Origin of the sequence: Burkholderia cepacia, assembly GCF_001718835.1 — a bacterium.
GTDB lineage: Bacteria > Pseudomonadota > Gammaproteobacteria > Burkholderiales > Burkholderiaceae > Burkholderia > Burkholderia cepacia_F.
The window spans coordinates 1,493,217-1,519,161 of sequence record NZ_CP013444.1; the positions used below are offsets into that span (position 1 = coordinate 1,493,217).

At 63.2% G+C, this 25,945-nt stretch carries 23 protein-coding genes and 1 pseudogene; 14 read left to right on the forward strand and 10 right to left on the reverse strand.

Going from position 1 to position 25,945, the window contains the following annotated elements:
• Positions 1-74: 74 nt before the first annotated feature.
• Positions 75-467: a RidA family protein gene (locus tag WT26_RS26860; protein WP_069271202.1), complete on the reverse strand. Its 393-nt coding sequence runs from the start codon at positions 465-467 to the stop codon at positions 75-77.
• A 204-nt stretch (positions 468-671) separates the two neighbouring features.
• Between WT26_RS26860 and WT26_RS38620 the strand changes: the two genes are divergently transcribed.
• From WT26_RS38620 to WT26_RS26900, 9 genes are all read left to right on the forward strand, one after another.
• Complete coding sequence (locus WT26_RS38620) at positions 672-1,001, forward strand: hypothetical protein (protein ID WP_230461751.1); 330 nt, start codon at positions 672-674, stop codon at positions 999-1,001.
• Between the two features lie 396 nt (positions 1,002-1,397).
• Entirely contained in the window at positions 1,398-2,723 is a 1,326-nt protein-coding gene (locus tag WT26_RS26865) for a ferritin-like domain-containing protein (protein WP_069271203.1), read from the forward strand.
• Positions 2,724-2,739: 16 nt separating this feature from the next.
• A complete protein-coding gene (locus WT26_RS26870) occupies positions 2,740-4,602 on the forward strand; it encodes a LodA/GoxA family CTQ-dependent oxidase (protein ID WP_059952591.1) in 1,863 nt (620 codons plus the stop codon).
• A gap of 19 nt (positions 4,603-4,621) precedes the next feature.
• Entirely contained in the window at positions 4,622-5,710 is a 1,089-nt protein-coding gene (locus tag WT26_RS26875; protein ID WP_196774828.1) for an NAD(P)/FAD-dependent oxidoreductase, read from the forward strand.
• Between the two features lie 112 nt (positions 5,711-5,822).
• Positions 5,823-6,770, forward strand: coding sequence for a heme-binding protein (locus WT26_RS26880; RefSeq protein ID WP_155123223.1), 948 nt, complete (start codon positions 5,823-5,825; stop codon positions 6,768-6,770).
• A gap of 180 nt (positions 6,771-6,950) precedes the next feature.
• The gene (locus WT26_RS26885) at positions 6,951-7,931 is read left to right on the forward strand and encodes a hypothetical protein (protein ID WP_155123224.1); all 981 of its coding nucleotides are present in this window, start codon (positions 6,951-6,953) and stop codon (positions 7,929-7,931) included.
• A gap of 49 nt (positions 7,932-7,980) precedes the next feature.
• A complete protein-coding gene (locus tag WT26_RS26890; protein WP_059712876.1) occupies positions 7,981-9,915 on the forward strand; it encodes a thiamine pyrophosphate-binding protein in 1,935 nt (644 codons plus the stop codon).
• 102 nt (positions 9,916-10,017) lie between these two features.
• Complete coding sequence (locus tag WT26_RS26895) at positions 10,018-11,625, forward strand: flavin monoamine oxidase family protein (RefSeq protein ID WP_069271205.1); 1,608 nt, start codon at positions 10,018-10,020, stop codon at positions 11,623-11,625.
• A gap of 584 nt (positions 11,626-12,209) precedes the next feature.
• A complete protein-coding gene (locus WT26_RS26900; protein ID WP_080485745.1) occupies positions 12,210-14,006 on the forward strand; it encodes an AAA family ATPase in 1,797 nt (598 codons plus the stop codon).
• A gap of 366 nt (positions 14,007-14,372) precedes the next feature.
• On the opposite strand, the gene WT26_RS26905 is transcribed toward WT26_RS26900, so the two are convergent.
• Positions 14,373-14,909 carry a TRADD-N-associated membrane domain-containing protein gene (locus WT26_RS26905; RefSeq protein ID WP_069274342.1) on the reverse strand — a complete coding sequence of 179 codons (537 nt, stop codon included), beginning with the start codon at positions 14,907-14,909 and terminating at the stop codon, positions 14,373-14,375.
• 80 nt (positions 14,910-14,989) lie between these two features.
• Between WT26_RS26905 and WT26_RS26910 the strand changes: the two genes are divergently transcribed.
• Positions 14,990-16,012, forward strand: a complete 1,023-nt coding sequence (locus WT26_RS26910; RefSeq protein WP_059807745.1) for an IS30 family transposase — start codon at positions 14,990-14,992, stop codon at positions 16,010-16,012.
• 199 nt (positions 16,013-16,211) lie between these two features.
• On the opposite strand, the gene WT26_RS26915 is transcribed toward WT26_RS26910, so the two are convergent.
• Positions 16,212-16,586, reverse strand: coding sequence for a DUF5594 family protein (locus tag WT26_RS26915; RefSeq protein WP_059801275.1), 375 nt, complete (start codon positions 16,584-16,586; stop codon positions 16,212-16,214).
• A 351-nt stretch (positions 16,587-16,937) separates the two neighbouring features.
• On the opposite strand from WT26_RS26915, the gene WT26_RS26920 reads away from it, so the two are divergent.
• The 3 genes from WT26_RS26920 to WT26_RS26930 all read left to right on the forward strand — a co-directional run bounded on the left by WT26_RS26920 (position 16,938) and on the right by WT26_RS26930 (position 19,819).
• Positions 16,938-17,207: a MoaD/ThiS family protein gene (locus tag WT26_RS26920; RefSeq protein ID WP_069274343.1), complete on the forward strand. Its 270-nt coding sequence runs from the start codon at positions 16,938-16,940 to the stop codon at positions 17,205-17,207.
• A 39-nt stretch (positions 17,208-17,246) separates the two neighbouring features.
• Positions 17,247-18,416, forward strand: coding sequence for a WD40/YVTN/BNR-like repeat-containing protein (locus tag WT26_RS26925; protein ID WP_069274344.1), 1,170 nt, complete (start codon positions 17,247-17,249; stop codon positions 18,414-18,416).
• A 203-nt stretch (positions 18,417-18,619) separates the two neighbouring features.
• Positions 18,620-19,819, forward strand: a complete 1,200-nt coding sequence (locus WT26_RS26930) for a multidrug effflux MFS transporter (RefSeq protein WP_069274345.1) — start codon at positions 18,620-18,622, stop codon at positions 19,817-19,819.
• 78 nt (positions 19,820-19,897) lie between these two features.
• On the opposite strand, the gene WT26_RS26935 is transcribed toward WT26_RS26930, so the two are convergent.
• From WT26_RS26935 to WT26_RS26950, 5 genes and pseudogenes are all read right to left on the reverse strand, one after another.
• Positions 19,898-20,596, reverse strand: a complete 699-nt coding sequence (locus WT26_RS26935) for a fumarylacetoacetate hydrolase family protein (RefSeq protein ID WP_069275153.1) — start codon at positions 20,594-20,596, stop codon at positions 19,898-19,900.
• Between the two features lie 125 nt (positions 20,597-20,721).
• Positions 20,722-21,424 (reverse strand): annotated as a pseudogene (locus WT26_RS26940) (AraC family transcriptional regulator).
• Positions 21,425-21,744: 320 nt separating this feature from the next.
• Entirely contained in the window at positions 21,745-22,023 is a 279-nt protein-coding gene (locus tag WT26_RS36490) for a hypothetical protein (RefSeq protein ID WP_080414906.1), read from the reverse strand.
• A gap of 61 nt (positions 22,024-22,084) precedes the next feature.
• The gene (locus WT26_RS26945) at positions 22,085-22,804 is read right to left on the reverse strand and encodes a hypothetical protein (protein WP_155123225.1); all 720 of its coding nucleotides are present in this window, start codon (positions 22,802-22,804) and stop codon (positions 22,085-22,087) included.
• 107 nt (positions 22,805-22,911) lie between these two features.
• Complete coding sequence (locus WT26_RS26950) at positions 22,912-23,676, reverse strand: hypothetical protein (protein ID WP_059801284.1); 765 nt, start codon at positions 23,674-23,676, stop codon at positions 22,912-22,914.
• A 139-nt stretch (positions 23,677-23,815) separates the two neighbouring features.
• On the opposite strand from WT26_RS26950, the gene WT26_RS37645 reads away from it, so the two are divergent.
• Positions 23,816-24,031 carry a hypothetical protein gene (locus tag WT26_RS37645; protein WP_155123226.1) on the forward strand — a complete coding sequence of 72 codons (216 nt, stop codon included), beginning with the start codon at positions 23,816-23,818 and terminating at the stop codon, positions 24,029-24,031.
• A gap of 124 nt (positions 24,032-24,155) precedes the next feature.
• Here WT26_RS37645 and WT26_RS26955 read toward each other — a convergent pair whose 3' ends face one another.
• A complete protein-coding gene (locus tag WT26_RS26955; RefSeq protein WP_069274346.1) occupies positions 24,156-24,755 on the reverse strand; it encodes a uracil-DNA glycosylase family protein in 600 nt (199 codons plus the stop codon).
• A gap of 221 nt (positions 24,756-24,976) precedes the next feature.
• Positions 24,977-25,897 (reverse strand): helix-turn-helix transcriptional regulator, encoded by a 921-nt coding sequence (locus WT26_RS26960; protein WP_069274347.1) that lies wholly within the window; start codon positions 25,895-25,897, stop codon positions 24,977-24,979.
• Between the last annotated feature and the right edge of the window lie 48 nt (positions 25,898-25,945).

A 25,945-nucleotide genomic window follows, 5' to 3' on the forward strand; every position in this document is an offset into this window, starting at 1 on the left:
CCCGCCTCACAATCTGCACGCAAGCATCCCTGAGTCGCGTCGTTCTTGGGCGGTACACCGTTCCGTCTTCCAGGCTACCTGGCCGCGATAGCCTGGATCTCGACCTGAAGATTCGGTGACACCAGACCGGCAACGATCACCAGGGTCGAGGCGGGGGCATGGCCGGCCAGCCGCCGTTCGCGCACCGTACGATAGAGCGGCACCAGATCCGGGTGGGTAACGAAGCCGTCGACCTTGACCAAGTCTGTCGTGACCATGCCGGCATCGGCCAGCACAGCGAACAGATTGTCCCAGGCCATCTCCATCTGCTGTTCCGGATTCTCCGGAACGGTACCGTCGGGCGTGGCGCCGACCTGGCCGGAAATGTGTAGCCAGCGCGCCGCAGTCGAAGCCGAGACGCCGTGACTGTAACGGGAGAACGGTGCGGCGATGCCGGCTGGATTATGAAATTGAATGGTCGTCGTCATTATTTTGCATTCGGTATTCGATCCTGTCCGGCGGGGGCTCGCAGGCAGTCATAGGGGGAATTGGTGAAGGGACTGTCCAATTTACTCACACTGCGTGTATGCGCATATGCTGTGCATCTGTTCAGCAGCAGAACCGGCCTCGGAAATATACCTCACTGACGATCAGCCCGAGGCGTCGTCAACAGATCGCATACGGACGAAGACATGGAAACCGAAAGAAGTGTCTCGGAAACGAATGGCGGATTCGCGAACATGCCCCCGGAGACTGGCTCGTGGCAAGTCGCCCTGGAAACGATAGTGCGCGGCGTGGAAGGCATTCAGATCAAGGTTGCAAAAGCGGGGGTGACCATAGATTCCGTTTGCCACGCTGCTGAATCCGGATCTGCCACGGCAGTACATCGACGGAGAGCGCGCTGGCTTCTGGTACTGGGCCGTCAAAGGCACGACATCTGGGGCGTCACCGCGGTCATCCTGAAGTCGCTGGCTGGTTTGGCTCTTGACTCTACGCGCAGCGAGCGTTTGCACCACGACTAGATTCACGCATTTAATGCGTAAATAAATGTGTATTTAAAAATCCTCGCAGCCTCCCTGCCGAAGGGCGCGCGCGCGACGATGCCTTGTGCCCGTTTTCCGGCGTTCGAACTGTATGAAAAATCAGGGTGACGCCAGGTGATTCGTAGTCTAGTTTTATAAAAAATGATGAATCAGGTTAATCGATCGGGGTCGAGTTATTCACGAATAAATTTGGGCGGTTGCAAATGGAAGAGTAAAAATTTTTGCCCGGTAAAAGAATGATTTCGTTGGCGGCGGAACGAATTGTTCCGGTTCTCGCGCCAATCCGGACCGGCGCTGCCGAGTGGCCGAGCGGCCGGGCCCGACGTCTTCACACAATACGAAGCAACCTTATCCGTAGGGGGGCACGGGGGACACATGTCGAACACAATCAATTCCAACAAGCCATTCGGCAACCTGTTCAGCCGCATCGGCAGCGGGCTGGGTGCGGGCGGGACGGCCGGCGCCGTATATGGGGTGGGCGTCGGGCACGGCGCAACCCCGGACCCGCGCGCGAGCCTGCAGGACGCGGCGCAACTGGCGATCCAGGTCGAGCTCACCACGGTCCCGGCTTATCTGACGGGCCTCTACTCGATCGCCGATCCGGCCAGCGACGCCTATCAGACATTGCGCTCGGTGGTGGTGGAGGAGATGTTCCACCTCAACCAGGCGGCCAACCTCCTCGTCGGGATCGGCGGGAGGCCGCGCTTCACCGGCTCGGCGGTGCCGGCCTACCCGTGCTATCTGCCGCATGCCAACCCGAATCGCACGCCGTTCATCGGGCTGTGCAAGGCGTCGCCCGAGGTGTTCGAGAAGACCTTCGCCGCGATCGAGACGCCCGCGCCGCCGCACGCGCCGCCGCAGTCCGACGAGTACGACACGATCGCCCAACTGTACGAGGCGCTGCGCGGCGGCCTGGAGCGGTATCCGGAACGCCACCCGTACGGCCCGCCGCTGTTCCGTCCGGCCGCCGGCGCGCGTCAGCGCACCGACATCTATCTGGGCAAGTTCGGCGGCAAGGCGGTGCAGGTGCACGACATCGACAGCGCACGGTTCGGCATCGAGCAGATCGTGCAGCAAGGCGAGGGCAGCATTCCCGAGGATCAGCAGATGATTCCCGACAGCCAGTGGGGAACCTACAACCATTACGGCCAGCGCACCGACGGAACGTACGGCCCCATTCTCGGCACGCCTTACGAGATGTCGCACTTCCGGAAATTCCGCGCCGTGGCGCTCGACGTGCTCCACTTTCCGCGCACGCGTCCGATCACGTCCAATCCGAGACGGCGAGACTTCTCGAACGACGCTGCGCTCAAGCTCGTCGAGACCTTCGACATCGCGTACAGCGTCATGCTCGACGCAATGGAGGCGAGTTTCGCCGAGGCGCAGGGGCGGCCGGATCCGTTCTTCGCGCTGGCCCTGCCGCTCATGCACCACGTGATGCCGAAGCTCGCGCTGCGCATGATGATGATGCCGATGCATGGCGAGGGCGACGGCGAGGTCGGGCCGAACGCGGCGCCGACCTGGCTCTATCGGCCGGGCTGCGATCTGTCGATGCTCGAGCGATATCGGGCCGCCGCGCAACAGGTCGCGTCCGGCATCTCGGATCGCGCCGAGCGCGCCGACCTGACGGCCGTGCTGGACGACGTGCGAAACGACATCGTGGAACTGAGCGAAGCCGCCGCGCAGCCGCTCGCAAGCTAGATCGACGGGGGACATCATGGTCGAATACAAGATCTATCCGCCGATCGGCGTCGCGCGTGTGGGCAACGCACCCGACACGTTCTACATCGGCGCCGAAAGTTACCGCGGGCTGCCGATCAACCCCGATGGGCGGCCGTTCCAACAACAGGATTTTCGCGATGAGCAAGGGCGTCTGCGCCGGCAGGCCGCGCGCTTTCGCATCTACCGGATCGAGAACGGCGTCGCGGAGGAAGTCACGCTGGACACGCCGTACGTGAAGTCGATCCGCTGGACGGCCCATCTGGCGAACAAAAAGCCAAGCTGGTATGCGTTCAGTCCCGCCGAAGGCGAGGACGGCTATGCGCCGACCCACCCGCTACGCAACCCGGACGCCCCCGATCGCCACCAGCTGCTGATCGATGCGGGGCCACGCGAGATTCATGGTCGGCGGGCGGGGAACGTGCATTTCAATCATGCGCAGGTGCCGAGCGGGTATACCGGCGCGCACTTTCCGCCGGGCCGCCTCTATCCGATGATGCAATCCATCGAGACGCTCGGCGAGCTGCGCACCGACGACGCGGGACGGCTGCTGGTGCTGGGCGGCTACGGCATTGCCGGCTCCACGAATCCGGCGCCGGCGCTTGACGACTATGCGAACAACGACGGCTGGTGGGACGACACGTCCGACGGCCCGATCGGCGCGACGATCGAATTCTCCGATCGGCCGAGCGTGCATGCCGCCAGCGCGCACGTGCTCGTGGGCCCGCCGAAATACGCGCCGGAAATACCGAACCTGGTGACGCTCTACGACACGATATTCGACGCGATGGTGCGTGCCGGCCATTATCCGGAGATCCTCGACGCCGGCATGTGGCGATCGGGCAAGCACGGCTACCGGCCCAATTTCCGGACTGAGATCGAACCGTTGCTCGAACGCGCGACGTTCTATCCGTGGGTCGCGGCGATTCCGCCGAAGCCGCACACGTTCGACTTCGACAAGCTCGGAGCGATCGGCCCGGACGGCGAAGGCGACGAGGCGTTCAAGGGGCTGCGGCGCTACATCCTGGATGTCTTGCGGCCGCCTTATCGGGAGAACGACTTCGTCAATTCGCGCGGCGCCACGATGATGCCGTACCTGGCCGGCGACGCCTGTCTCATGGATGACTCGGCCGACAGCCGCTACCTGGATCTGACCGACTCGCGCGTCAAGCCGCGCAATACCAAGAGCACCTATCTGCGGCTGACCGACACGCAGTACTTCTTTCTGCAGCAATGGGCGAAAGGGCACTTCGTCAACGAGCGGCCGACCACGCCGCCGCCCGACGCGCTTACGCGCGGCGTGCTCGATAACTGCGTGGGTGGTGCGTTCTCGCCGGGCATCGAAATGACCTGGATCTCCCGGGTGCCCGAAATCTATGCCGAGCCGTTCCGTATCCGCAGCCGCTTCGTCGTCGAGGGGCCGCTGAGTCTCGGCTACGATCCGCAACGCGGCATGGAGCCGGGCGACCTGACCCGCTACATGGCCGTGCCGTGGCAGGCCGATTTCAACGAGTGCGCGTCGCAACCGATCGGCGACCGCACGCTCTGGTGGTGGCCGGCGCAGCGTCCGGAATTCGTCTATCTGGAGCCGCAGGTCGCGCCGTTGCTGGCAGCGGCGAACGCCGCGCCGCCGCCGCCCGACCAGCAGACCGGCCGGCAGGTGCCGTGGATCGGCACCGACTACGATCAACTCGCCGGCGATTACGTGATGTTCCCCGACAACGTCGATATGGTCCGGTACTGGTCGCGGCTCGGCTTCGTGATGGAGAAGCGCGTCGAGGGCGAGCAGCGCTTCGTCGAGGTCGAGCGAACCCTGGCGCGTCCCTTCTATCCGTCGACGCGTGCGTCGAATGACGACTGATCGCGACGACGTGCTGGTCGTGGGCGCCGGCCCGGCCGGCTGCGCGACGGCGCTTGCGCTCGATGCGGCCGGGTGCCGCGTCGCCGTGCTCGATCGCCCATCGGCGCAGTCGATCCGGATCGGTGAATCGGCGACGCCCGACGTGGCCGCGCTGCTGCGGCGCCTGGGCGTCGACGACCGGCTGGAGCGCGCCGGCCATGGCTTTTACCACGGCAATCTCTCGCTTTGGGGAGACGACCAGCCTCGCGTGGATCATTTTCTGTTCCACGGGGCCGGACACGGCTGGCATCTCGATCGGGCGGCGTTCGATGCGCAACTGCGCGACGCGGTGCGCGCGCGCGGCGTCCCGGTGCGACAGTGCAGCGGGGTGGAGGCGATCTTGCCGGCGAGCGACGGGTGGACGATACGGACTCGCGGGATCGGCGAGTTGCGCGCACGCGCACTGGTCGACGCGGGCGGACGCCGCTCGCCGCTGGCGGCGTGGTTCGGCGTGCGCCGGCGTCGATTCGACGGGATGGTGGCGCTCGCCGTCCACGCGCCGCTGGCGCGCGAGCTTGCGGGACTGTCGCTCGTCGAATCGTTCGCGCACGGCTGGTGGTACGCGGTCGGCCTGCCGGACGGGCGCGCGCTCGTTACGTTGATGACCGATCGGGACATCGCCGCAGCCCGCCGCTTTCGCGATGCCGACGAGTTCCGGCGCGCCTGGCAGGACACGCGCCTGCTCGCGAAACATGTGCCGCCGGTGCAGACGCCCGCCGCCGTTCACGTATTCGCCGCGCACAGCGGTTGCCTCGAACGGAGCGCGGGCGGCGGATGGATCGCCGTGGGTGACGCGCTGATGGGATTGGATCCGTTGACGTCGTCGGGGATCTCGGGGGCGCTCTGCGACGGGCTGGCGGCCGCGCCGGCCATCGTCGACATGCTGGCAGGGCGGCCCGATGGCGCGCTGACCTATGCCGCGCGCGCCAACGCCGTGTTCGGACGCTATCTCGCGGAGCGCGTGCGGCGCTACGACGCCGAAACGCGGTGGCCGCAGCACGTCTTCTGGGCGCGGCGCAGGCACGGCAATAGGGTGGCGCTCGCCGAAGCGGCTGAAGGATACGTATAACGACGGCGGGCGGGGCGCTGCCGTCGTGGGCGGTGAGTGGTGTGAGGGCGAAAGTGGCGAGTCATTCAGATATTTAGGTTAACGAAGTGACTGATAAATCATGGAGACTGAAATGGCAGAGTTCACATTGACTTCGGTATCCGGAACGATTCCGGATGTGCCTGGCATCGACGGGCTCGGACTTTTGCGGGAATTGATCGGGACATGGGAAGGACCGGGATTCAACCAGATCTGGCGGCCGCACCAGATTCGGCCGGGGAGACCGGGATATGGGGGCGCTCAGCAGGATCGGTTCCTGGAATTGAACGAAACGCTCGAGACGATCACGTTCAAGGAGATACCCGGTGCGATTCCGAATCGCGGCCTGCTTCAGGCCGACATCAATCTGTATGGCCTGACCTATACGCAGGAAGTGTCGGATGCGCACGCCGAAAACGGCACCCATCCCGGCATCCATCTCGAGCCCGGGCTCTGGCTCAACGTTCCTCGGACCGAGAATCCGCAGGATCTCCCGACGGTCGCCCGCCTCGCGACCATCCCACATGGCACGTCGATCCTGATGCAGGGCAGCGCGTTCTCGTTTGATGGGCAGCCGCCTATCGCGCCCGAAAGCATTGTGCCGTTTCCGATCGGCGATCCGGGGCACCCGCTGCCGCAGCATGATTTTCCGGAAATGAACCTGTCCATTCCGTCCGCGTTTCGCACGCCGCCTCAGGACATTCCGAACGTCACGCAGGCGTGGGTCGAGAATCCGAACGTGGTCCTGAACAGCGGGCTCGCAGGCAAGCATGTCACCCACACGACGACGCTGCATATCTCGACGAGGCCGTTGAATCCGCCCGGCACGGGGGGCGGCACGTCCAATATTGCGTTCCTGCAAGGTGCCGCCGGCGGGCCGAATGCCGATGCGGCGCGCGTCGATGCGATCTTCTGGATCGAGAGGTACCAGGACAACGGCCAGACGAAGGTCCAGCTTCAGTACACGCAGAAGGTGATCCTCGACTTCAACGGGCTGAGCTGGCCGCATGTCTCGGTGGCCACGCTCCAGAAGAAATACTAGACCTCGAAGGCGACAGCCGGAGCCGCTTGCAAGTGACCGCATGCGGCACCCGGCCCGACTGACCATGAACACGCACTTGACCTTGCCCCATGAGATCTGGGTCGTCATATGCGACGCGATTTGTCACGTGTGGACGATGATGGGTGAACTGTCGATGACCAACTGACCGGAGGTAATGCAATGGCGCTGGACCCAGCAAACGGCTTTCCTCGAACTTCACCGGCTTACGCCGAGCATGCCGGAACAGCCAAACAACAGGCAGCGCAGTTCGCGCTCGACATCGATGCGGCGATGCGCGTGAACTATGCCGCCAACATCGAACAGATCGGCCAGGGCATCTATCCGCTCCTATACGCTGAAGCGACGTTCGATGGCGGGCGCTACACGCTGCAGGTCGACGATCACACGACCTACGCGTGGCAGGACATCGATCTGGTCTACGAAGAGACGAAGGCGATCGCGCATGTTCCGCTCGGTATTTTTTCGATCCTGTCCGGCTACGGCGCCTATTCCGAATACAAGCAGTGGAAGCCGCCGCTGCAGGCGTATCTGGAGAAGGTGAAGCTGGTGTCGCAGCATCTTCACCAGCTTTCCCTGCCTGTCGATGCGACGACCGCGTCCCAAAGGATTCTGACCGCGTCGATCCGGTTCATGGAGTCCACCATCGAGAGCGGCTCGTTCACGTTCGACGGATTCTCGGCCTATACGCGGCCGCTGGCCGGTGATATCCGGACCAACATGTGGGTGGCGGCGTCCTCGCAGGTCGCCACGATGAGCAAGGTGCTCGACGGCTGGAAGGCCACGCTGGGCGAGCGCCGGTGGGACGACCTGTATGTCGTGGTTTCGGCGCTCTGGACGCTGTCGCGAGAGAACGCGCACGAACTGATCATCAAGGCGACGATGAAGCCGGAGCGCCGGGAAACCAACGTGATCGTGTCGGAGGCTGTCCCGACCCTCGCGGACGCCAGGAATCTGCTGGGCCGGATCGTCGGTGACCGCGTGATGGCCGAGCGGGTATTCAATCCGAACGGCAATCTCGATCAGAAGGAAAACATCTATTCGCTTTCCACGCGGCGCGACTTGCTGTCCCAGGCCGTGGAGTCGATCTTGAGCGAAGACCGTCGGCCCGAATTCGTGGCGACCTGCCCGCACGCGGGTTGAAGCGCATTTGTCGCCCGCGCGGAGCGGGATTTTCTTTCGAGGAGCAACCATGACCACCGGAACCCAAGCTGTCCAGCAGCGCTGGGCGCGCGATTACGTATTCGACGCGATGCGCGACATCGGCATCCATTACATCTTCGGCGTGCCGGGCACCAACGAGATTCCGATCATCGACGGGACTTCCTACCCGGAGAACCACGTCGAGTACATCGAGTGCCTGCACGAGAACATCGCGATCGGCGCCGCGATGGGCGCGGCGCGGATGACCAACAAGCCGGGCGTCGCGGTGGTGCATGTGACGCCGGGCATCGCGCATGCGGTCGGCAACCTGTTCAACGCCGCACGCTCGCAGGTGCCGCTCGTGATCCTGTGCTGCCAGCAGCAGAACGAGCTGGTGACCCAGGAGCCGCTGCTCGCGTCCAACCTGGTCGAGATCGCGCGGCAATTCACGAAGTGGGCGCATGAGGTGCGCACCGCCGAAGAGCTGCCGCTCGTGCTGCAGCGCGCGTTCAAGGAGGCGATGTCGCCGCCCAACGGGCCCGTGTTCGTGTCGATTCCGTGGGAATTCACGATGCGCCGCATCGGCGACGCGGATCGCCTGCCCGGCATCACGCGAATCTCGCCGCACTTCACCGCCGACGCCGATGCGATTCGCGAAGCGGCGATGCTGCTGGCCCAGGCGCAGAATCCGATCATCGTCGGCGGCGACGCGGTCGGCTACGCCGGCGCGTGGCACGAGCTGCAGCAACTGGCTGAGCTGATCGGCGCGCCGGTGGTGCTGCAATCGTTCAGCAGCCTCGCCAATTTCCCGAACGACGACTATCACTGGCAGGGCGAGTTGCCGGGCACCCAGCAGGGCGTCCGGCAGACCTTCGGCGCGCACGATGTCGCGTTTCTGGTCGGCTTCAGCAACCAGGCGCAGGTCGCCGTCTTCAAGTATTCGGACGGTCCGCTGATTCCGCCGGGCGTCAGGCAGGTCTACCTGAGCAACAACACCTGGGACATCGGCAAGAACTTCTATGGCGAGTCGGCCCTGTTCGGCGACATCAAGGCGACGTTGCCGCTCGTCAGCGACATCGTGCGCCAGCACCGTCCCGCCGGCGCGGACGCGCGCAACGACCGGCTGCGCGTGCTCGACGCCAGCCGGCGCATCGCGTGGGACCAGTACCTCGCGAAGGCGATGACGCAGGACGAGATCTGGGCGGTGGTCGTCGCCGACGCGCTGCGTCGCGAAATCCAGGCGCGCGGCCTAGGCAGGAAGTTCGTCTACGTGCACGAGGCCGTGTCCGATTCCGCGCCGTTCCAGTACCTGCTGCCGCTCGGCACCGAGAGCGCGGCGCCGATCAGCTACTACTGCGTCGGCGGCGGCTCGCTCGGCTGGTCGATGCCGGCCTCGCTCGGCATCAAGCTCGAGCGGGACGGCTGGCAGAGCGTCGAGACGAGCCTCGTCGTCAACGCGGTCGGCGACGGCTCGTCGCTGTTCTATCCGCAGACCTGGTGGACCGCCGGTCATCACGACCTCGGGGTGCTCTACATCGTCACCAACAACCACGAGTACCACACGTTGCAGTTGGGGCTGCAGCAGGTGATCCAGGCGTACGGTTCGTCGCCCGACTACGGCTGGAAGCCGAAGACGGACGATCCCGATTACCTGCGCATTCACCGGCCCGCGCCCGACTTCGTGTCGATCGCGAAGGCGCTGGGCGGCGCCGAGGGCGAAATCGTGCGGCTGCCGGAGAACGTGCGCGCCGCCGTGAAGCGCGGCATCGACCATGTGCTGCTGAAGCGCCAGCCGTACGTCCTCGACGTGCGCACCGCCGGCGACACGCCGCCGACGCCGCCCACGCCCCAAGCGGCCCGCGCCAAGGCGCTGCAGCGCTACCTCGCGCAGCCGCCGCTCGACGTGTTCCACGAGGAGGCGGTGAGCGCGCTCGGCGCGAACGGCGAGGGCACGCCGACGCCGAACCTGCGCGTGATCTTCTGACTGACGCGGCCGCCGTCCGCCGGCGGCCGGATTTGCATCGAAGCAAGCGCATTCCGCGCGGAGCACCATCCACCCGTATCAGACAACAGGAGGAAGGAGATCATGGCTGACGAACTGATCGACATTGCGATCGTGGGCGCAGGGGTATCGGGCGTATATAGCGCGTGGCGTCTTCAGCAGGCCGATTCGCGGCGCAAGATCGTCGTATTCGAGGGTAGCGATCGTATCGGCGGCCGGCTGCTGTCCGTCAGGCCGCCGGGCATCGACAACATGGTGGCGGAGCTCGGGGGGATGCGCATCCTGCCGGAGGTGCAGCCGCTGATCAAGAAGCTGATCGACACGCTCAATCCGATCCTGCCGCCGAGCCAGTATATCGATCTCTACAAGTTCCCGGTCGACGAGCCGGTCAACCTTGCGTATCTGCGCGGCGTCCATCTGCGGCTGTCGGATTTCACGCAGGAGCCGGCGAAGGTGCCGTATCAGCTGTCGTTCCTCGATCGTGGGGAGACGGCGGGCGCCATCATCATCAATGCGATCGAGCAGATCGTGCCCGGCATCACCGATGCGGGGCTGACCGAGGACCAGCGCAGGCAGATGGCCCAGCAGGCCAGCTTCGGCGGCGTGCCGCTTTACAAGCAGGGCTTCTGGAACGTGCTGTTGCGCGTGATCGACGGCGAGGCGTACCAGCTCGGCGTCGACGCCGGCGGCTACAACACGACCCTGACCAACTGGAACGCGGCAGACGCGATTCCGTGGTTCCTGTCGGACTTCGGTGTCGGTGCGTCGTACATGGGCTTCAAGAAGGGTTTCCAGGAAGTGCCGAAGTCGGTGGCGGGGCTCTTCATGCAAGCCGGTGGGGACGTGCGGTTCGGCGCGACGGTAGCCGGCCTCGAATGGGTCGACGGCGCGTTCGAGTTCCACGCGCAGGGCAAACGGATCCGCGCCCGCCAGGTGATTCTGGCGATGCCGCGGCGGGCGATCGACCTGCTCGCGCAAAGCAGCGCGATGCTTGAGGAAATCAGCGGATTGACGTCGAGCGTCACGCCGCGTCCGCTGTTCAAGCTGTTCACGACGTATGCGAACCCGTGGTGGCGCGCGTCGGGTTATACGCGGACGACGGCGACCGGCGAGTCGGAGTACGTGCCCGTGGAACTGGGCAGGTCGGTGACGGATTTGCCGGTGCGGCAGGTGTACTACTGGCCGAAATCGGATGGAACGGCCGCGACCGGCGGGCCGTCGATGCTGCTCGCGAGCTATGACGACGGCACCAACGTCGGGTTCTGGGACGGCTTGCGGCCGCAGCGCCGGCAAGTGCGGCAAGGCGGCCGCGAAGTGGCGGAGGTGGCGGATCCGTTCATCGGCGCGGATGCCGACCAGGCCGACGAATTGCCGTGGTTCCGGTATCACGCGCCGCGGCGGATGGTGGCCGAGGTGGCCCGGCAACTTGCGACGGTTCATGGGCTGGCGCATACGCCGGAAGTGAGGAACGCGGCGTTCCGGGACTGGGGCGATGATCCGTACGGCGGTGGATGGAACAGCTGGAATATCGGCGTGAAGAGCTGGGAGGTGAAGCACAAGATCGTCCAGCCGATCGACGGCAGGCCGCTGTTCATCTGCGGGGAAGCGTATTCAGATGCGCAGGGGTGGGTGGAGGGGGCGTTGCAGACGGCGGATTTTGTGTTGGAGAAGTTTGGGGTTGGGGCGTTGTGAGGGCGCGGTGAGCGGTGCGGCGGGGCGGACGCGCCCCGTCGCGGACATGCTGCGTCTGAAGCGACGCTCGCCGCGAATGGATGAGTCCGAGTGCCGCGTGACCGGCGCAGGAGCAACCTTGTGCAAACCGACAGGCGAGTGATCGCGATGGGGACGATCCGCGTTGGCCGGAGAGGGACAGGAGTCTCTCTGATGATTTCCGGGGACTCAAACCGACCCACTGCCGCCGTTCGGATCCATCCAGTCGTGATGTCTGCCCCCGAGGCGCAACGGCCATTCAACTGTATGACCTCCCTAAAATTCCGGGGCGGTTCGCTCCACGCGAGCACGCGCAACTGCCCACGCTCTGCAGGCAAGCTACTCGGTTGGCCGAGCGTGAGGGATCGCGAGTTCGACGGCGTTATCGTGTGCTAGACTTTTTTACTGAGCGCGAATCCGCCGTGCACTGGCGGAACGTGCTGCTTGCTGAAGTTCCGAGAAACACGCGGGGATTTATTGTGTTTCTAATGAGCCGAGCAAGCAGTTGTCGCGCGCTTGTGATTGTGCGATTCACATAGATAAAACTGCACGTTCGAGACCATAGCATGCACATAAAAGAAGTCGTCCTTCACCGGTTCAAGCAGTTTAACGATACACAAATTCCAATCGAACCGGGGCTTTCACTTGTCGTTGGCGGTAACAATTCCGGAAAATCAACTGTGCTACAGGCGCTCGCCACGTGGCAGTTCTGCAAAACATTGCTTGAGATCGAGAAAGGCCGCAAGGCTTGGGTATCTGTCGCCAATATTCAGGGCATCGGCATGGGGATCGTTGATTTCACACCCATGCACATTCCGTCCTTGGCGCATCTTTGGACGAACCTAAAATCTCAAAAGTCGCAGGAACCTGATGGCTACACGTTAAAGATCAAGGTCGTTTGGGAGCGAGATGACAAGATCGACAAGTTTCTTGAGATTGGCCTTTCTTTGGCGAACGATAGATTGTTTGTCAAAACGACAACGACGAACCTCACCTTAGCTGAGGTCGAGGACGCCGAAGGCAATCCGATAGATGGTGGCGTTCCCAATATCGCCTATCTTCCGCCGTTCGCCGGCGTGACTGACAGAGAAAGCCGGCTGACTCCTGCTATGCGAAGCCGTTTGCTCGGACAGGGCCTGTCGGGTGGGGTTATTAGAAATGCGATTTTCGACCTTCATGAAGCAAATCGTACAGCGAGATCGAGACTTCGAGAGGGGCGTACAAAGATTAAGAACTCAGACCTAGCTACGTTACGCGCGAATGATCCATGGGAAATCTTGCAGAAGACCATGCAGGAGGTTTTCGCAACTGAGCTGCGAATCATTCCCTTCAACGAGCGCTATCATAGTTATCTAAAAGTCGAATGCGTAAAGGGTCGCTTGCAGAATGGTGTGTTTGTGAAACACGCGAACTTTGCCTCACGCGACCTCATGGTTGAAGGAAGTGGGTTTCTGCAATGGCTTAGCGTCTACGCACTGGCGCTTTCACCCGATATCGATGTTGTCCTGCTTGACGAGCCTGATGCGCATTTGCATGCTCTTCTGCAGCAGCAACTAGTTGGCCAACTAAAGAAAATTTCAGATTCGAAGGGGAAGCAAGTGCTCTTAGCGACGCATTCTCCGGAACTCATACGTTCATACGATCATGAGCGTATCTTGGCGATAAAGGACCGTCGGGCGAAATATCTTTCCAAAGACGTTGACAAGGTCGGGATCTTGGCCGGTGTGGGCGCAATCCACACACCGACCTTGCATGCCTTAATGCAGCACCGAAGGATGCTCATAGTCGAAGCCGAGAGCGACGAGCGATTCCTGCGACTGCTGGCAAGCAGCGCGGGATTCGCATGGCCCAAAAACTTGGTGCCTTGGTATTGGACCGGCAAACACAACGAGCGGCGACAGCTGTTCATACAACTAAGGCGAGATATTGCCGACTTGAGGGCAATTAGCATTCGCGATCGCGATGATGAACCTGACGGCACCGTGAGCGGCGACCTCATTGATAAATCGTTCACAAACAATACTGACGGCTTCACTGCGCTGAAATGGCGACGCCGACATATCGAAAACTATCTTCTATGTACAGCCGCGATCGCGCGGGCCGCCGGGAAGCCTCAGCATGAAGTCCAAGCTTTTTTTGCCAATCATCACGCGTTAGCTATACCCGACGACACAACCGCCTCGGAAGTAGTTATGCCTATCCGTGACGCTCGCGGCAAAGAATTGATGACTGAAGGAGATAGCTCTGTTCGTCGAAGCCTAGGTGTGAAGCGCGAGGAGGTTGCCAAGGCGCTAACCGCAGATGAGATCGCAACGGACATTCGTACATTCTTCAAGATAATTGAAGACCTTTGTGCTATCTAGTGAGAAGAGGTACACACCGAAGCTTTGTGGCCGGTAGCTGCCGCTCGCCATCGCCGCCGACAACTGGGCGGATGGCGAACTTCGACCGATCCCGTGCGGGCCGCTGGTAAAACTCGGGCAGCCAAAGCAACTTTCCCCAGTCACATGAGCACGCAACCCACCGCAGCACCTGCACCCGTCACTCCAATGAGGCAGCAGTACCTGCGCCTTATCTGATACGGCCCGGCGTACAAACCTACGCTGAGACTTACGCTCATGCTTCTGGGGATGGGCCGTTATCGACCCAAGGCGGCCTCTCAGTGTTCCCGAAAGCGGTCGTTCACAATTGGCCAGGCGGTGCCGACGGCCATCGGCCGGTGCAGACGATCAGGGCCTCGCATGGACCACCTCAGAAATCTGCTTTGCGATGACCTCAGAATTCGGTACGCCTGCGTAGTGAAGCGCCAAGTTTAATTTCAGAGCATCTTGCGTTTGAGGATTCTGGATTGCGTCGCACATTTTTCTCGATTCCAGATGCAGGCGATCGCTTCTTAATTTATCGAAAAATTCACCCATTGATTTTTGAGCATTCTTTGACTGGACAAAAAATAGGCTAGCAACGGCTTCCATAATGGTGCCGGCTATGAACTGAGCGACGGTCGAGCCGCTTGTTGTCGAACCGTAAAAGAAGGCCGCCACCATGATGGCGACAAAACCCAAGGATGCAAAAACCAGCGAAAACCAGAAGGCCACCTTCGATTGCGAAAGAACTTGTGTGTAGTAGTTGGTGAGCTGCTCCACCTCGAACGGAATTTCGTCCCGGCCAGTTACGGAACTTACAATTGCGCCTTCAATATTCGCGCGCTCCTTGCTGTCCGTATCCGCAGCTATCTCAAAGCTTCCTAGACGTATTTTTGTAAGCACTCCTGATCGAAACGCACCGATGACAGTGGGCGGCCTCAAATCTGAAGTGCAACACTCTCGCCATCCGGTAATGTCCGCGAATGGCAAAGAGAACGTACCAACAACTGCAACCTGAAGAACGTATGCGAATCGATTTCTGGCGGGACGAAGGCTTGAGCTTGCGGGCGATCGCCCGCAAGCTCAAGCGCGCGCCGTCGACGCTCAGTCGCGAGTTGGCCCGCAATACCCAATCCAACGGCCTGTACTGCCCGCGCGCCGCGCAGGCATCTCGCGACGCGCGCCGACAGGCTGGACGGCCGGATCCGAAGCTCGCACCAGATTCGATCCTTTGGGGCCTCGTTCGTCGCTTGCTTTGCGAACGTCAGTGGTCGCCGCAGGAAATCGCCGGTACTCTGAAGCGTGTCTTTCCCGACGACCCGAGCCTGCACGTGTCCCACGAAACGATTTACAACGCCATCTACGCCCAGCCTCGCGGCGAGTTGCGCCGCGAACTGATTGCCTGCCTGCGCCAGCATCGCAACAAACGCCTGCCGCGATCGCGTGGCGCCGATCGGCGCGCGACGATTCCCGACATGATCAGCATCCACGTGCGTCCGCCCGAAATCGATGATCGCCTCATGCCGGGCCATTGGGAGGGCGACCTTATCAAGGGTGCCGAGAACAAATCGTCGGTGGCCGTGTTGGTCGAACGCATGAGCCGCGCCGTCCTGCTGGCGAAGATGCCCGACGCGACGGCCGCTTCGGCGCTGGCCGCGTTCACGACCAAGCTGCAATCGCTCGTCGAACCGCTGCGCCAGACGCTGACCTACGATCAAGGTCGCGAGATGGCGCGACACGCCGAACTGAGCGCCGCGACCAATGTGCGCGTCTATTTCTGTGATCCGCACAGCCCTTGGCAACGCGGCACCTGCGAAAACACCAACGGCCTGCTGCGGCAGTACCTGCCAAAAGGCACTGATTTGTCCGTCTACTCTCAAGATGACCTCGACGCCATTGCCGACAAACTCAATACCCGACCGCGCGCCACACTGAACTGGCACACCCCTCTGGAAATCCTTGCCCAAGTCCTGGCTAACCCCATAGACCGGCTTCCCGTTCAGTAACCCGCGAGGTGTTGCACTTCGCCCTTGAAACCGCCGTGATAATCGAAAATATTGCTGCAATTCCGGTGATCCCGAGCTTGCTCAGGTCGAAAAGTAAGGTGCTATCCATGATGCGCTGATCGATTGTTGGAGCGGGGTATTCACTGATCGAACGGACTGCCACGCTGCGTTGCTGCCCATCCGGTCAGCCGCTAAATAGTTAAGCGTCGAAATGATCGAGATACAAGCGCTCAAGCGGTTCGCGCTGCGTCCGGGAACCGAAATCGATTGGGCGTTCCTGCATCCATCCTTGCATCTTGCCCGGAAGCGATTCCAAGTAAGCGTCAAAGTTGTCAGGGTTCGCAAGCAGTTGTTCGATAGCCCTCTTATGCCACGTCAGATACACATTCAGTAGATAGGGAAATCCGGTATCGCCTTCGCGACTTTCCGATCCGATCCGGACCCGGGACGGATGACCGTTCTCATGCCGGACGACATCGACAGTGACTTGCTGGGCGTGATAAAGGCTACTGATCCTCTCCGCGATCCGTATCGCGAATTCGTCTTCGAATCTCTGCCAGTCGTTCGCATTCATCTAAGCCCCCGAGGTTCGTCTGGGGAATCAGTATCGCACGACGCTGACCGCGCGATCACGCCCGACCAGCTAGGGATTACCCAATTTGTTGGGCGTGCATGCGCGTAAGGGATTGTCAACGATCTGGGCGCCGATGTTGAATGACCGATTGTGGCCGAACCCGGACAATTACTCCCGCAGCACCGCTCGGACGGTCCGGTCCCAAGCGGACGGAAGGCCCCGACCCTGAACTGCTTTTCCGGCCCCGACTGCTGCCGACGCGCAATCAAATATCCCCTCAGCGAATCACCTAAACTACAGAACCAACGGCCCCGGCCATCCCCGCATGGCCATTCCGTCGGCTCCCTCATCATGGCGCACATCTTCTTCGCCGCCTCGATCCAGCGACACATCGCAACCCCCGAGCGCGAAATCGACGCCCGCACGGTCGGCGAAGCATTCGACACCGTTTTCGGCGAGCAGCCGCGACTGCGCGGCTACATCCTCGACGACCAGGGCGCGCTGCGCGCGCATCTCGCCGTGTTCGTCGACGGCCAGCGGATTCGTGATCGGCAACGTTTGTCCGACGCGCTTGGCCAGGAAAGCCGTGTCTACGTCGTACAGGCGCTATCAGGCGGATAAGGGGAGCCATCGTTACCCGCAGACGTAAGAGGCGCACAAATGAACGATCGACTGCTCGTCGCCACCCGCAAGGGGTTGTTCGTTCTACAGGCTGACGGCAAGGGCGGCTGGACGCTCGGTGAGCCGCATTTCGCCGGCGAGCCGGTCAGCATGGCGCTCGCCGACCCGCGCGACGGCACGCTGTATGCGGCGCTCAACCTCGGTCATTTCGGCGTGAAGCTGCATCGCCAGCGCGCGGGCGCGCCAGATTGGGAAGAGTGCGCAGTCCCCGTATACCCGCCGCAGCCTCCCGACGAAGCGCGCACCGATGGCAATGCGAACGCAAGCACGAGCGCAAATGCGGATCCGGACAACGCAACCGGCGACCCCGCCCCCGTCCCCCCATCCCCCCCATGGACGCTCCAGCAGATCTGGTCGCTCGAAGCCGGCGGCACCGACGAGCCGGGCGTGCTGTGGGCCGGCACGATTCCCGGCGGGCTGTTCCGCTCCGACGACGGCGGCGACACGTGGACGCTCAACCGCGCGCTCTGGGATCGCCCGGAGCGCGCCGAATGGGGCGGCGGCGGATACGATGCGCCGGGCATCCATTCGGTGATGGTCGATCCGCGCGACAGCCGGCACGTAACGATCGGCATCTCGTGCGGCGGCGTCTGGCAGACCGCCGACGGCGGCGCGACGTGGCGTGTGACGGCCGACGGCATGGAGGCCGACTACATGCCGCCCGAGCGGCGCGGCGAACCCAACGCGCAGGACCCGCACCGCGTCGTGCAGTGCGCGGCCAATCCGGACGTGCTGTGGACGCAGCATCACTGCGCGATCTTCCGCTCGACCGACGGCGCCGAACGCTGGCGCCGGATCGAGGCGCAGCCGTCGAGTTTCGGTTTCGCGGTGGCCGTGCATCCGCACGAGCCGGACACCGCATGGTTCGTGCCGGCCGTGAAGGACGCGTGCCGGATTCCGGTGGACGGCCGGTTCGTGGTCACGCGCACGCGCGACGGCGGGCGCAGTTTCGAGTCGTTCACGAACGGATTGCCGCCCGCACCGGCATACGACCTCGTGTATCGGCACGGGCTCGCGGTGGACGATTCGGGCGCGCGCCTCGCGATGGCGTCGACCACCGGCGGGTTGTGGACGTCCGGCGACGGCGGCGAAAGCTGGCGGCTGATTTCCGCGCATTTGCCGCCGGTGTATTGCGTCAGGTTCGGATGAGGGCGGGTGAACGCGTTGACGCCGTCACCGTCCCCCACCTAACATCACACGAAACGATCAGGAGCATTCGAACGTGAGAGCGGCCCTTGTCATCGTAGTAGGCAGTCGGCGCAGGGTCCGGTAGCGGCACCGCGCCGGCACCCCTGCGCCCCCGACTCGTTCGGGTTTTTTTTTGCCCGAAGCAACCTTGCTTTCGATCGACGATGCCGACGACTCCCGAATCCTCGCCACCCAAGCTCGCCACCCTGATCCTGCTGTGCGCGGTATCGGTGCTGCCCGTGAGCCTGTTCCTGCCGTCGCTGCCGAACATCGCGCGCACGTTTGCGACCGACTACGCGCTCGTCAGCCTGTCGCTCGCGGGATACGCGGCCGTCGCCGCAACGCTCGAACTAATCATGGGGCCGCTGTCGGACCGGTTCGGGCGGCGGCCGGTCGTGCTGGCCGGCCTTGCAGTATTCGTCGTCGGTTCGATCGGCTGCGCGCTGGCCACCGACATCCGGATATTCCTGGCTTGCCGGGTGCTTCAGGCGGGCATTACGTCGGGCTATCCGATCTCGATGGCCGTGATCCGGGATACGGCGGGCAAGGAGCGGGCGGCGAGCCGGATCGGTTATGCGGCGATGGCGGGCGCGTTCGCGCCGATGCTCGGTCCGATGGTGGGCGGCGCGCTGGACGAAGCGTGCGGCTGGCGCGCGAGCTTCTGGTTCCTCGCGATGGCCGGCACCGCGCTGTTCGCGTGGTGCTGGCGCGACCTCCGCGAGACCAACCTGAATCCGTTGGACACGTTGAGGCGGCAAGTCCGTGCGTACCCGGCGCTGCTTCGCGCGCGCCGTTTCTGGGCCTATGCGCTGTGCATGGCGTTTTCGACCGGCTCGTTCTACGCGTTCCTGGCCGGCGCGCCGCTGGCCGCGCAAACGGTGTTCGGCATCGCGCCCGCGGAAATCGGCTTCTACATGGGGGCCGTCACGGCCGGATTCATGGTCGGCAGTTTTGTGTCCGGCCGGTACGCGGGCCGCTACTCGAGCGCGACGATCATCGTCACGGGGCGCATCATCGCGTGTGCCGGCCCGCTGATCGGTCTCGCGCTGTACTTCTGCGGCGTCCGGCACGTGTTCGCGTGGTTCGGGCCGTGCGTGCTGGTCGGCGTCGGCAACGGTCTGTCGAATCCGTGCGCGCATGCCGGCGTGCTGTCGGTGCGGCCCGACCTCGCGGGAAGTGCCTCCGGCCTCGCCGGCGCGATGACGATCGCCGGCGGCGCCGCGCTGTCGTCGCTGACGGGCGCGGTGCTGACCGACGGCAATGCGGCTGGTGCGTCGCTCGGGATGATGCTGGCGTCGTCCTCGCTCGCTTTGCTGGCGGCAGCGTATGCGCGTTCACTGGACGCGCGCGATGGCCCTCGGTGATTCATGCCGATTCGCGCGCCCGCTCGGGTCGGCCGGCTTCGGCCCGGATTCGAGCGGGCGCATCGGCGCCCATTGCGCTTACGCCTTCGCCCCCACCACGAATTCGAACTGCGCAACCCCATCGACCCCGCCGGTCACGCGGTCCCCCGGTTGCAGCGCGCCGACGCCGGCCGGCGTGCCCGTGAAGATCAAATCGCCGGCCTTCAGGTCGACCGAGCGCGACACGTACGCGATGACGTCGGGCACGGCCCAGATCATGTCGGCCAGGTCGCCTTGCTGGCGCGTGTCGCCGTTGACCGCGAGCCAGATGCGGCCCCTGGCCGGGTGGCCGGTGGCCGACGCCGCGCGCAGCGCGGTCACGGGGCCCGACGCGTCGAAGCCTTTCGCCCAGTCCCACGGACGGCTCAGCTTCTTCGCTTCGGCCTGCAGGTCGCGGCGCGTGAGGTCGACGCCGACGCCGTAGCCCCATACGTGCGACAGCGCGTCGGTGGGGGCGATCGCGCGTCCGCCGCGGCCGATGGCGACCACCAGCTCGATTTCGTGATGGAGGTCGTTCGTCAGCGGCGGATAGGGGACGGTGCCGCCGGCCGGGACGATCGCGTCGGCCGGCTTCGTGAAGAAGAACGGCGGTTCGCGGTCGGGATCGGCGCCCATTTCGCGTGCGTGGTCGGCGTAGTTGCGGCCGACGCAGAAGACGCGGCGCACCGGAAAGCGCGCGGACGACTGTTCGACTTCGACGGAAGGACGCTCGGCAGCGTCGATGACATATGCGGACATCGGATGGCCTCGTTCGGTGGGAAGACGGAGCCGGCGCGCGCGTCGCGCGGCGGCCGGCATGCGTGCAACGATACCCGACGCCGGTGCGGCCGGATGCGACGCAACTGCGCTTTACCGGGACAGAACTACGCGTCGCCGTCGGGCAGCGCGGCATTCGCATCGCGGTACGCCTTCGGCGACACGCCGACACGCGCACGGAAACGCCGCGCGAAATACCCTTCGTCGCGGAAGCCGACCGAGCGCGCGATGTCCGCGATGCGCCGGCTCGTGTGGGCCAGCAGCGACTGCGCGAGCGCGATCCGGCGCTCCGTCACGAGATCGGTGAAGGTGCTGCCGGTTTCCTTGCGGACCAGGTGCGCGAGGTAGTTGGGCGACAGGAACGCGGCCTCGGCGGTCGCGGCGAGCGTCAGGTCCTCGCGGGTGAGGTTGGCGCGGACGTGCCGCAGCACGCGTGCGAGCGCGTCGCGCCGGCCGGCGCGCTGGGCGCCGCGCTGCGCGAGCTTGTCGAGCGCGCCGGCGTACTGCGTGCAGACGAGCCCGGCAGGAACGCCTGGCTGAAGTTGATCACGATGAAGTGCGTGCCTTCCGGATGCGGGATCAGGTGCTCGCGGTGCGGCAGCACGAACGCGAGCGCGCCGCGCGGAAACGGCCGCGTGACGCCGCCGATCCGCTGCTCGGTGTCGCCGCCGAGGTTGAATGGATCTGGAAGTACGCGTGCCGGTGCGGCTCGGTGATCGCCTGGCGCGACGCCTGGTCGCGGATGTAGAAATCGAGCCGGTCGCTGCGTTCGGGCATCCCGTACAGGCGCGGCGAGGCGGAGGAGGACATGACGGATTCGGCGATTCGTGACGCAAATGAAGCCGCGATGGTACAGCGAATGGCGCATGGCCGGAATCCTGGCCGGGGGAGCCGGCGAAGGTTCCGGCGGATTCGGGCGACCGCAGGCCGACTCGCACGACAGATCCCCGCACGCGTCAGATCGGAAAGCCGAACTGCATTTTTTCGCGCATGTCGCCGGCGCTATCGCTACTCCAGCGTCGTCGGTCTGATGACACAGACGGCTGAGCGAATTCGGACAGCCGGATAAGGCAGTGTGAATTCGCGCATCCACCTCTATAACTGCGCCCCAACTCCTGGCTCCGGTCTCGTCACTTGTTCACGTTCTCGCAGCTCGTCGGGCCTTCTCCCCAGCTCTTGCCTCCGCCGTTCTTGCACTGCTGCTTGGTGTATTGCCCAGGTGGCTGACCTCTCGGTAGCTTTCCGTCGGCGGGGCAATTGTGATGGAAATAGCAGAAAGACTTTTCAGCGGCCGCAGCTTCTCCGCTGAAAACAAGGCAGGCCATTAAGGCAACAAATAAAATCTTGGCAATAGCGAGCACGTCGGCTCTCCAGAGGTTAAAAGTAACGATCCGCCCGCCGAGCGACATTGTCACGAATCCGGTTGATGGTCAGGGTGGTGGGATTTGCAAAAAGCACGCTAATATAAACTCAAGCCGGCATGCCGAATGGCGCTATATATTCCTCCCGCTTCTCCCCAAGCTTCTTGATAACATCATCCCGAATACGATTGTAGATATCCTCATTCAACGTCGACGAAACACGCGCAATGTGAATGCTGCCATCCAGCAAATTCGTTTGGAATTCCTCGCGAATCGGATTGTCGACCACACATGCAATGCCAAAAAACATGTAGATCGATGTGCAAAAGACCCCTCCATCCCGAGATTGATCCGAATAACTGAATTGAATATTTACGATGCCGCTTGAGGTGGCCTGATTTTCCTGGTTGATGTGATTGAATTGCTGAAAAATCACAACCGGTTTTTCGTCGTCCGGAAGCAATGCCAGAGTATCGATTGCATCTTCAACGCGACGCTCTTGTTCTCGCGACAATACTCTGCGCATTTCGTCGAGTACGATTTCCTTGACAAGAAATGTATCGCTGCTCGGCCTGAGGTTTTTGAAATTCAATCCATCGGCTCGCCATGCAAGATTCGCCAACACGTCGCCGTATGCGCCATACCATGCCCTCGGATCATCGAATCGCGACAGGCGCTTATCCGCCACAAGCTGCGCCAATAAATTCGAGTTCAGGACATCTTCCTTATGCAAATCAGCCATATTTGGCTCGAATGCGAACATATTCCCGGCATCGACGGTTCCTATGGATGTCGAATTCGCTCGACTTGACTCCCCCGAAAATGTCATGACGACGCTCCTTCCGGTGAAAAGGTGCCGCAGCAAAAACTGCGGCACCCTTGACAAAACCACGCCAAGGCAGCTTCCGAAAAGCTGCATTTCTTGGATGTTTTTCGTCAGATCTCGAGGTCGTCAATGAATCTCGAGGCGTTATCGCCAAGCTTGTCGATTACCTGTTGGCGCACCCTTGAGTAGACGGCCTCGTTGAGCACGGCCTTCTGTGCGCTCTGGAACAGGGACGTTTGCACCGACTCCCACCTGAACCATAGGAAGCGCGTGACGTGCTTTACGGCATTGAATTGCAGCGCGGCGAGAGCCATGACCAATTGCCCATCGTCTTCGCCAACGGGGAAAATTTGAAACGTTCCCAAATTTTCCGGGAAGCTTTGCCGATCGAAGAGTGTCAAGGCTCCCTCGTTCTCGGGCTTGTCTCGCAGTGCATTCAGCGAGGCCGTCAGGATCGCCAATTCATTGCCGGTTGCGATTGCGGAAAGGATTTGAAGGACCGCATCCGACAGCACGAGAGAACTACCAGCCGGCCTGTATTGCCGAAATACGAATCCAGGCACCACCCATCCAACATTCGAAAGTACGCTGGTATAGAACCCGTACCACGACCTCGTATCCGTAAAACGGTTGAATTTCTTGTCCGCGGCTAGTTGCGCAAGCAGCGTCGAATTCAAAACATCACTCTTGTGAAGCGGGCTAATCCCGGAAACGAACGAAACCAGGCTCCCGGCGTCAACCGCAGCCCCTTCCTTGTCGCTCGCAAGCAGAGACAATTCGCGTTTCTGAATTTTTTTAAGACTTGGATCCGGGGCCGGAATATCCAGTTCCTCAATAAACTTGCTCGCGTGTTCAATCAATTCGATATTCGCCATGACGCGCCTCTTTGCTGAAAATAATCAACTTGTGGACGAAGAACGCCGCTAACTACGAATACAACCTATATCAAGTTCGCATCACATGCAACCTGCATTTGTAATGCACTGCAATTTAATAAATAATCCGGCCATTTAAATGCATAAAATCAACATGCCCGCTGCGCCCGCCCCCTTTTTTGGGCAATCAGCGCAAGCTCGTTTTCGGCGTGAACAGGCCCTTCTATGTGGGGCATTGGAAGTCAAGCCCTATCGGCATGTCGAAAAGCTGGGCGACTTCGGTGCGACAGCCGTCGGTAATGTCGCGCCGGTCGAGGCGCAACTGGAAGCCAGCAACGCGGTAACGCTTGTTTGATGTTCGCGGCCGCATCGGCCGGCGCCGCGCACACCCGTGCGCGCAGTGGCGCCTCGACCTCGCTCGCCGCGTGCGATCGTTCATGTCGCTCACTCGGGGTTCCTGGCCGGCTTCGGCGCTCGGATCACGGCTTGACGAGCGCAGCAACCCGGCGCCGCAGCTCGGGCACGACGTCGGCGTCGAACCAGGGGTGGTGCTTGAACCACCCCTGGTTGCGCGGCGACGGATGCGGCGGCGGCAGCACCGCCGGGCCGTAGTCGCGCCATGCGCGCACGGTGTCCGTCAGGGTCGCCTTGCGCGCGTCGCGCAGGAAATGCCGCTGCGCATACTGGCCGATCAGCAGCGTGAGCCGGATCGACGGCAACTCGGCGAGCAGCCGGTCGATCCACAGCGGCGCGCATTCGGGGCGCGGCGGGTTGTCGCCGCTCGCGCCGCGGCCCGGGTAGCAGAAACCCATCGGCACGATCGCGAAGCGGGTTGCGTCGTAGAACGTGTCGGCGTCGACGTCGAGCCAGCCGCGCAGCCGCGTGCCGCTCGCATCGTCCCACGGGATGCCGCTTGCATGCACGCGCGCGCCGAGCGCCTGCCCGACGATCAGGATGCGGGCGTCGCGGTGCGCGCGCAGCACGGGGCGCGGGCCGAGCGGCAGGTCGGCTTCGCAGGCACGGCACGCGCGGATTTCAGTGAGCAGCACGTCGAGCGGCACGCGCGGTCGGTTCGGCATCGGGGCTATGCGTTGTGGGGATGCGGTTTCGCGGCGAGTTGCGCGCGGATCGGATTCCAATGGGGAACCGGGGCGGGCGCGCGGCACGCGCGCCGTTCATGGAAGCCATTCGGCGGACTTACCCCGAACTTCGGACATCGGATAGCCTCGTTCGGGTGGAAGACGGAGCCGGCGCGCGCGTCGCGCGGGATGCGACGCAACTGCGCTTTACCGGGACAGAACTACGCGTCGCCGTCGGGCAGCGCGGCATTCGCATCGCGGTACGCCTTCGGCGACACGCCGACACGCGCACGGAAACGCCGCGCGAAATACCCTTCGTCGCGGAAGCCGACCGAGCGCGCGATGTCCGCGATGCGCCGGCTCGTGTGGGCCAGCAGCGACTGCGCGAGCGCGATCCGGCGCTCCGTCACGAGATCGGTGAAGGTGCTGCCGGTTTCCTTGCGGACCAGGTGCGCGAGGTAGTTGGGCGACAGGAACGCGGCCTCGGCGGTCGCGGCGAGCGTCAGGTCCTCGCGGGTGAGGTTGGCGCGGACGTGCCGCAGCACGCGTGCGAGCGCGTCGCGCCGGCCGGCGCGCTGGGCGCCGCGCTGCGCGAGCTTGTCGAGGGCGCCCGCGTACTGCGTGCAGACGAGCCCGATCAGCTGCAGCAGGTAGCCGCGCAGCAACGTGGTCGAGCCGAACGTGCGCACGCGATCGGTGTCGAGCATGCACAGCGCGAGGCGGCGCGCTTCGTCGTAGGTGTCGCCGGTCAGGATGAAGTCGAGATGTTCCTGGAAGCGGAACGGGGTCAGCTCGGGAAAACGGTGGGCGGGCACGTCCTCCAGGTCGAGCGGGTCGACGTCGAGATCGGCGCGCAGGAACGCCTGGCTGAAGTTGATCACGATGAAGTGCGCGCCTTCCGGATGCGGGATCAGGTGCTCGCGGTGCGGCAGCACGAACGCGAGCGCGCCGCGCGGAAACGGCCGCGTGACGCCGCCGATCCGCTGCTCGGTGTCGCCGCCGAGATTGAACTGGATCTGGAAATACGCGTGCCGGTGCGGCTCGGTGATCGCCTGGCGCGACGCCTGGTCGCGGATGTAGAAGTCGAGCCGGTCGCTGCGTTCGGGCATCCCGTACAGGCGCGGCGGGGCGGTGGAGGGCATGAGGGATTCGGCGATTCGTGACGCAAATGAAGCCGCGATGGTACAGCG

What these genes read in the sequence shown, in the direction of transcription:
- WT26_RS26960 (WP_069274347.1), bottom strand. Translation starts at nt 25,897, where the DNA reads ATGCCCTCCACCGCCCCGCCGCGCCTGTACGGGATGCCCGAACGCAGC.
- WT26_RS26895 (WP_069271205.1), top strand. Translation starts at nt 10,018, where the DNA reads ATGGCTGACGAACTGATCGACATTGCGATCGTGGGCGCAGGGGTATCG.
- WT26_RS26910 (WP_059807745.1), top strand. Translation starts at nt 14,990, where the DNA reads ATGGCAAAGAGAACGTACCAACAACTGCAACCTGAAGAACGTATGCGA.
- WT26_RS36490 (WP_080414906.1), bottom strand. Translation starts at nt 22,023, where the DNA reads ATGTCGCTCGGCGGGCGGATCGTTACTTTTAACCTCTGGAGAGCCGAC.
- WT26_RS26885 (WP_155123224.1), top strand. Translation starts at nt 6,951, where the DNA reads ATGGCGCTGGACCCAGCAAACGGCTTTCCTCGAACTTCACCGGCTTAC.
- WT26_RS26890 (WP_059712876.1), top strand. Translation starts at nt 7,981, where the DNA reads ATGACCACCGGAACCCAAGCTGTCCAGCAGCGCTGGGCGCGCGATTAC.
- WT26_RS26860 (WP_069271202.1), bottom strand. Translation starts at nt 467, where the DNA reads ATGACGACGACCATTCAATTTCATAATCCAGCCGGCATCGCCGCACCG.
- WT26_RS38620 (WP_230461751.1), top strand. Translation starts at nt 672, where the DNA reads ATGGAAACCGAAAGAAGTGTCTCGGAAACGAATGGCGGATTCGCGAAC.
- WT26_RS26920 (WP_069274343.1), top strand. Translation starts at nt 16,938, where the DNA reads ATGGCGCACATCTTCTTCGCCGCCTCGATCCAGCGACACATCGCAACC.
- WT26_RS26945 (WP_155123225.1), bottom strand. Translation starts at nt 22,804, where the DNA reads ATGACATTTTCGGGGGAGTCAAGTCGAGCGAATTCGACATCCATAGGA.
- WT26_RS26915 (WP_059801275.1), bottom strand. Translation starts at nt 16,586, where the DNA reads ATGAATGCGAACGACTGGCAGAGATTCGAAGACGAATTCGCGATACGG.
- WT26_RS26900 (WP_080485745.1), top strand. Translation starts at nt 12,210, where the DNA reads ATGCACATAAAAGAAGTCGTCCTTCACCGGTTCAAGCAGTTTAACGAT.
- WT26_RS26870 (WP_059952591.1), top strand. Translation starts at nt 2,740, where the DNA reads ATGGTCGAATACAAGATCTATCCGCCGATCGGCGTCGCGCGTGTGGGC.
- WT26_RS26955 (WP_069274346.1), bottom strand. Translation starts at nt 24,755, where the DNA reads ATGCCGAACCGACCGCGCGTGCCGCTCGACGTGCTGCTCACTGAAATC.
- WT26_RS26935 (WP_069275153.1), bottom strand. Translation starts at nt 20,596, where the DNA reads ATGTCCGCATATGTCATCGACGCTGCCGAGCGTCCTTCCGTCGAAGTC.
- WT26_RS26880 (WP_155123223.1), top strand. Translation starts at nt 5,823, where the DNA reads ATGGCAGAGTTCACATTGACTTCGGTATCCGGAACGATTCCGGATGTG.
- WT26_RS26950 (WP_059801284.1), bottom strand. Translation starts at nt 23,676, where the DNA reads ATGGCGAATATCGAATTGATTGAACACGCGAGCAAGTTTATTGAGGAA.
- WT26_RS26865 (WP_069271203.1), top strand. Translation starts at nt 1,398, where the DNA reads ATGTCGAACACAATCAATTCCAACAAGCCATTCGGCAACCTGTTCAGC.
- WT26_RS37645 (WP_155123226.1), top strand. Translation starts at nt 23,816, where the DNA reads ATGCATAAAATCAACATGCCCGCTGCGCCCGCCCCCTTTTTTGGGCAA.
- WT26_RS26930 (WP_069274345.1), top strand. Translation starts at nt 18,620, where the DNA reads ATGCCGACGACTCCCGAATCCTCGCCACCCAAGCTCGCCACCCTGATC.
- WT26_RS26925 (WP_069274344.1), top strand. Translation starts at nt 17,247, where the DNA reads ATGAACGATCGACTGCTCGTCGCCACCCGCAAGGGGTTGTTCGTTCTA.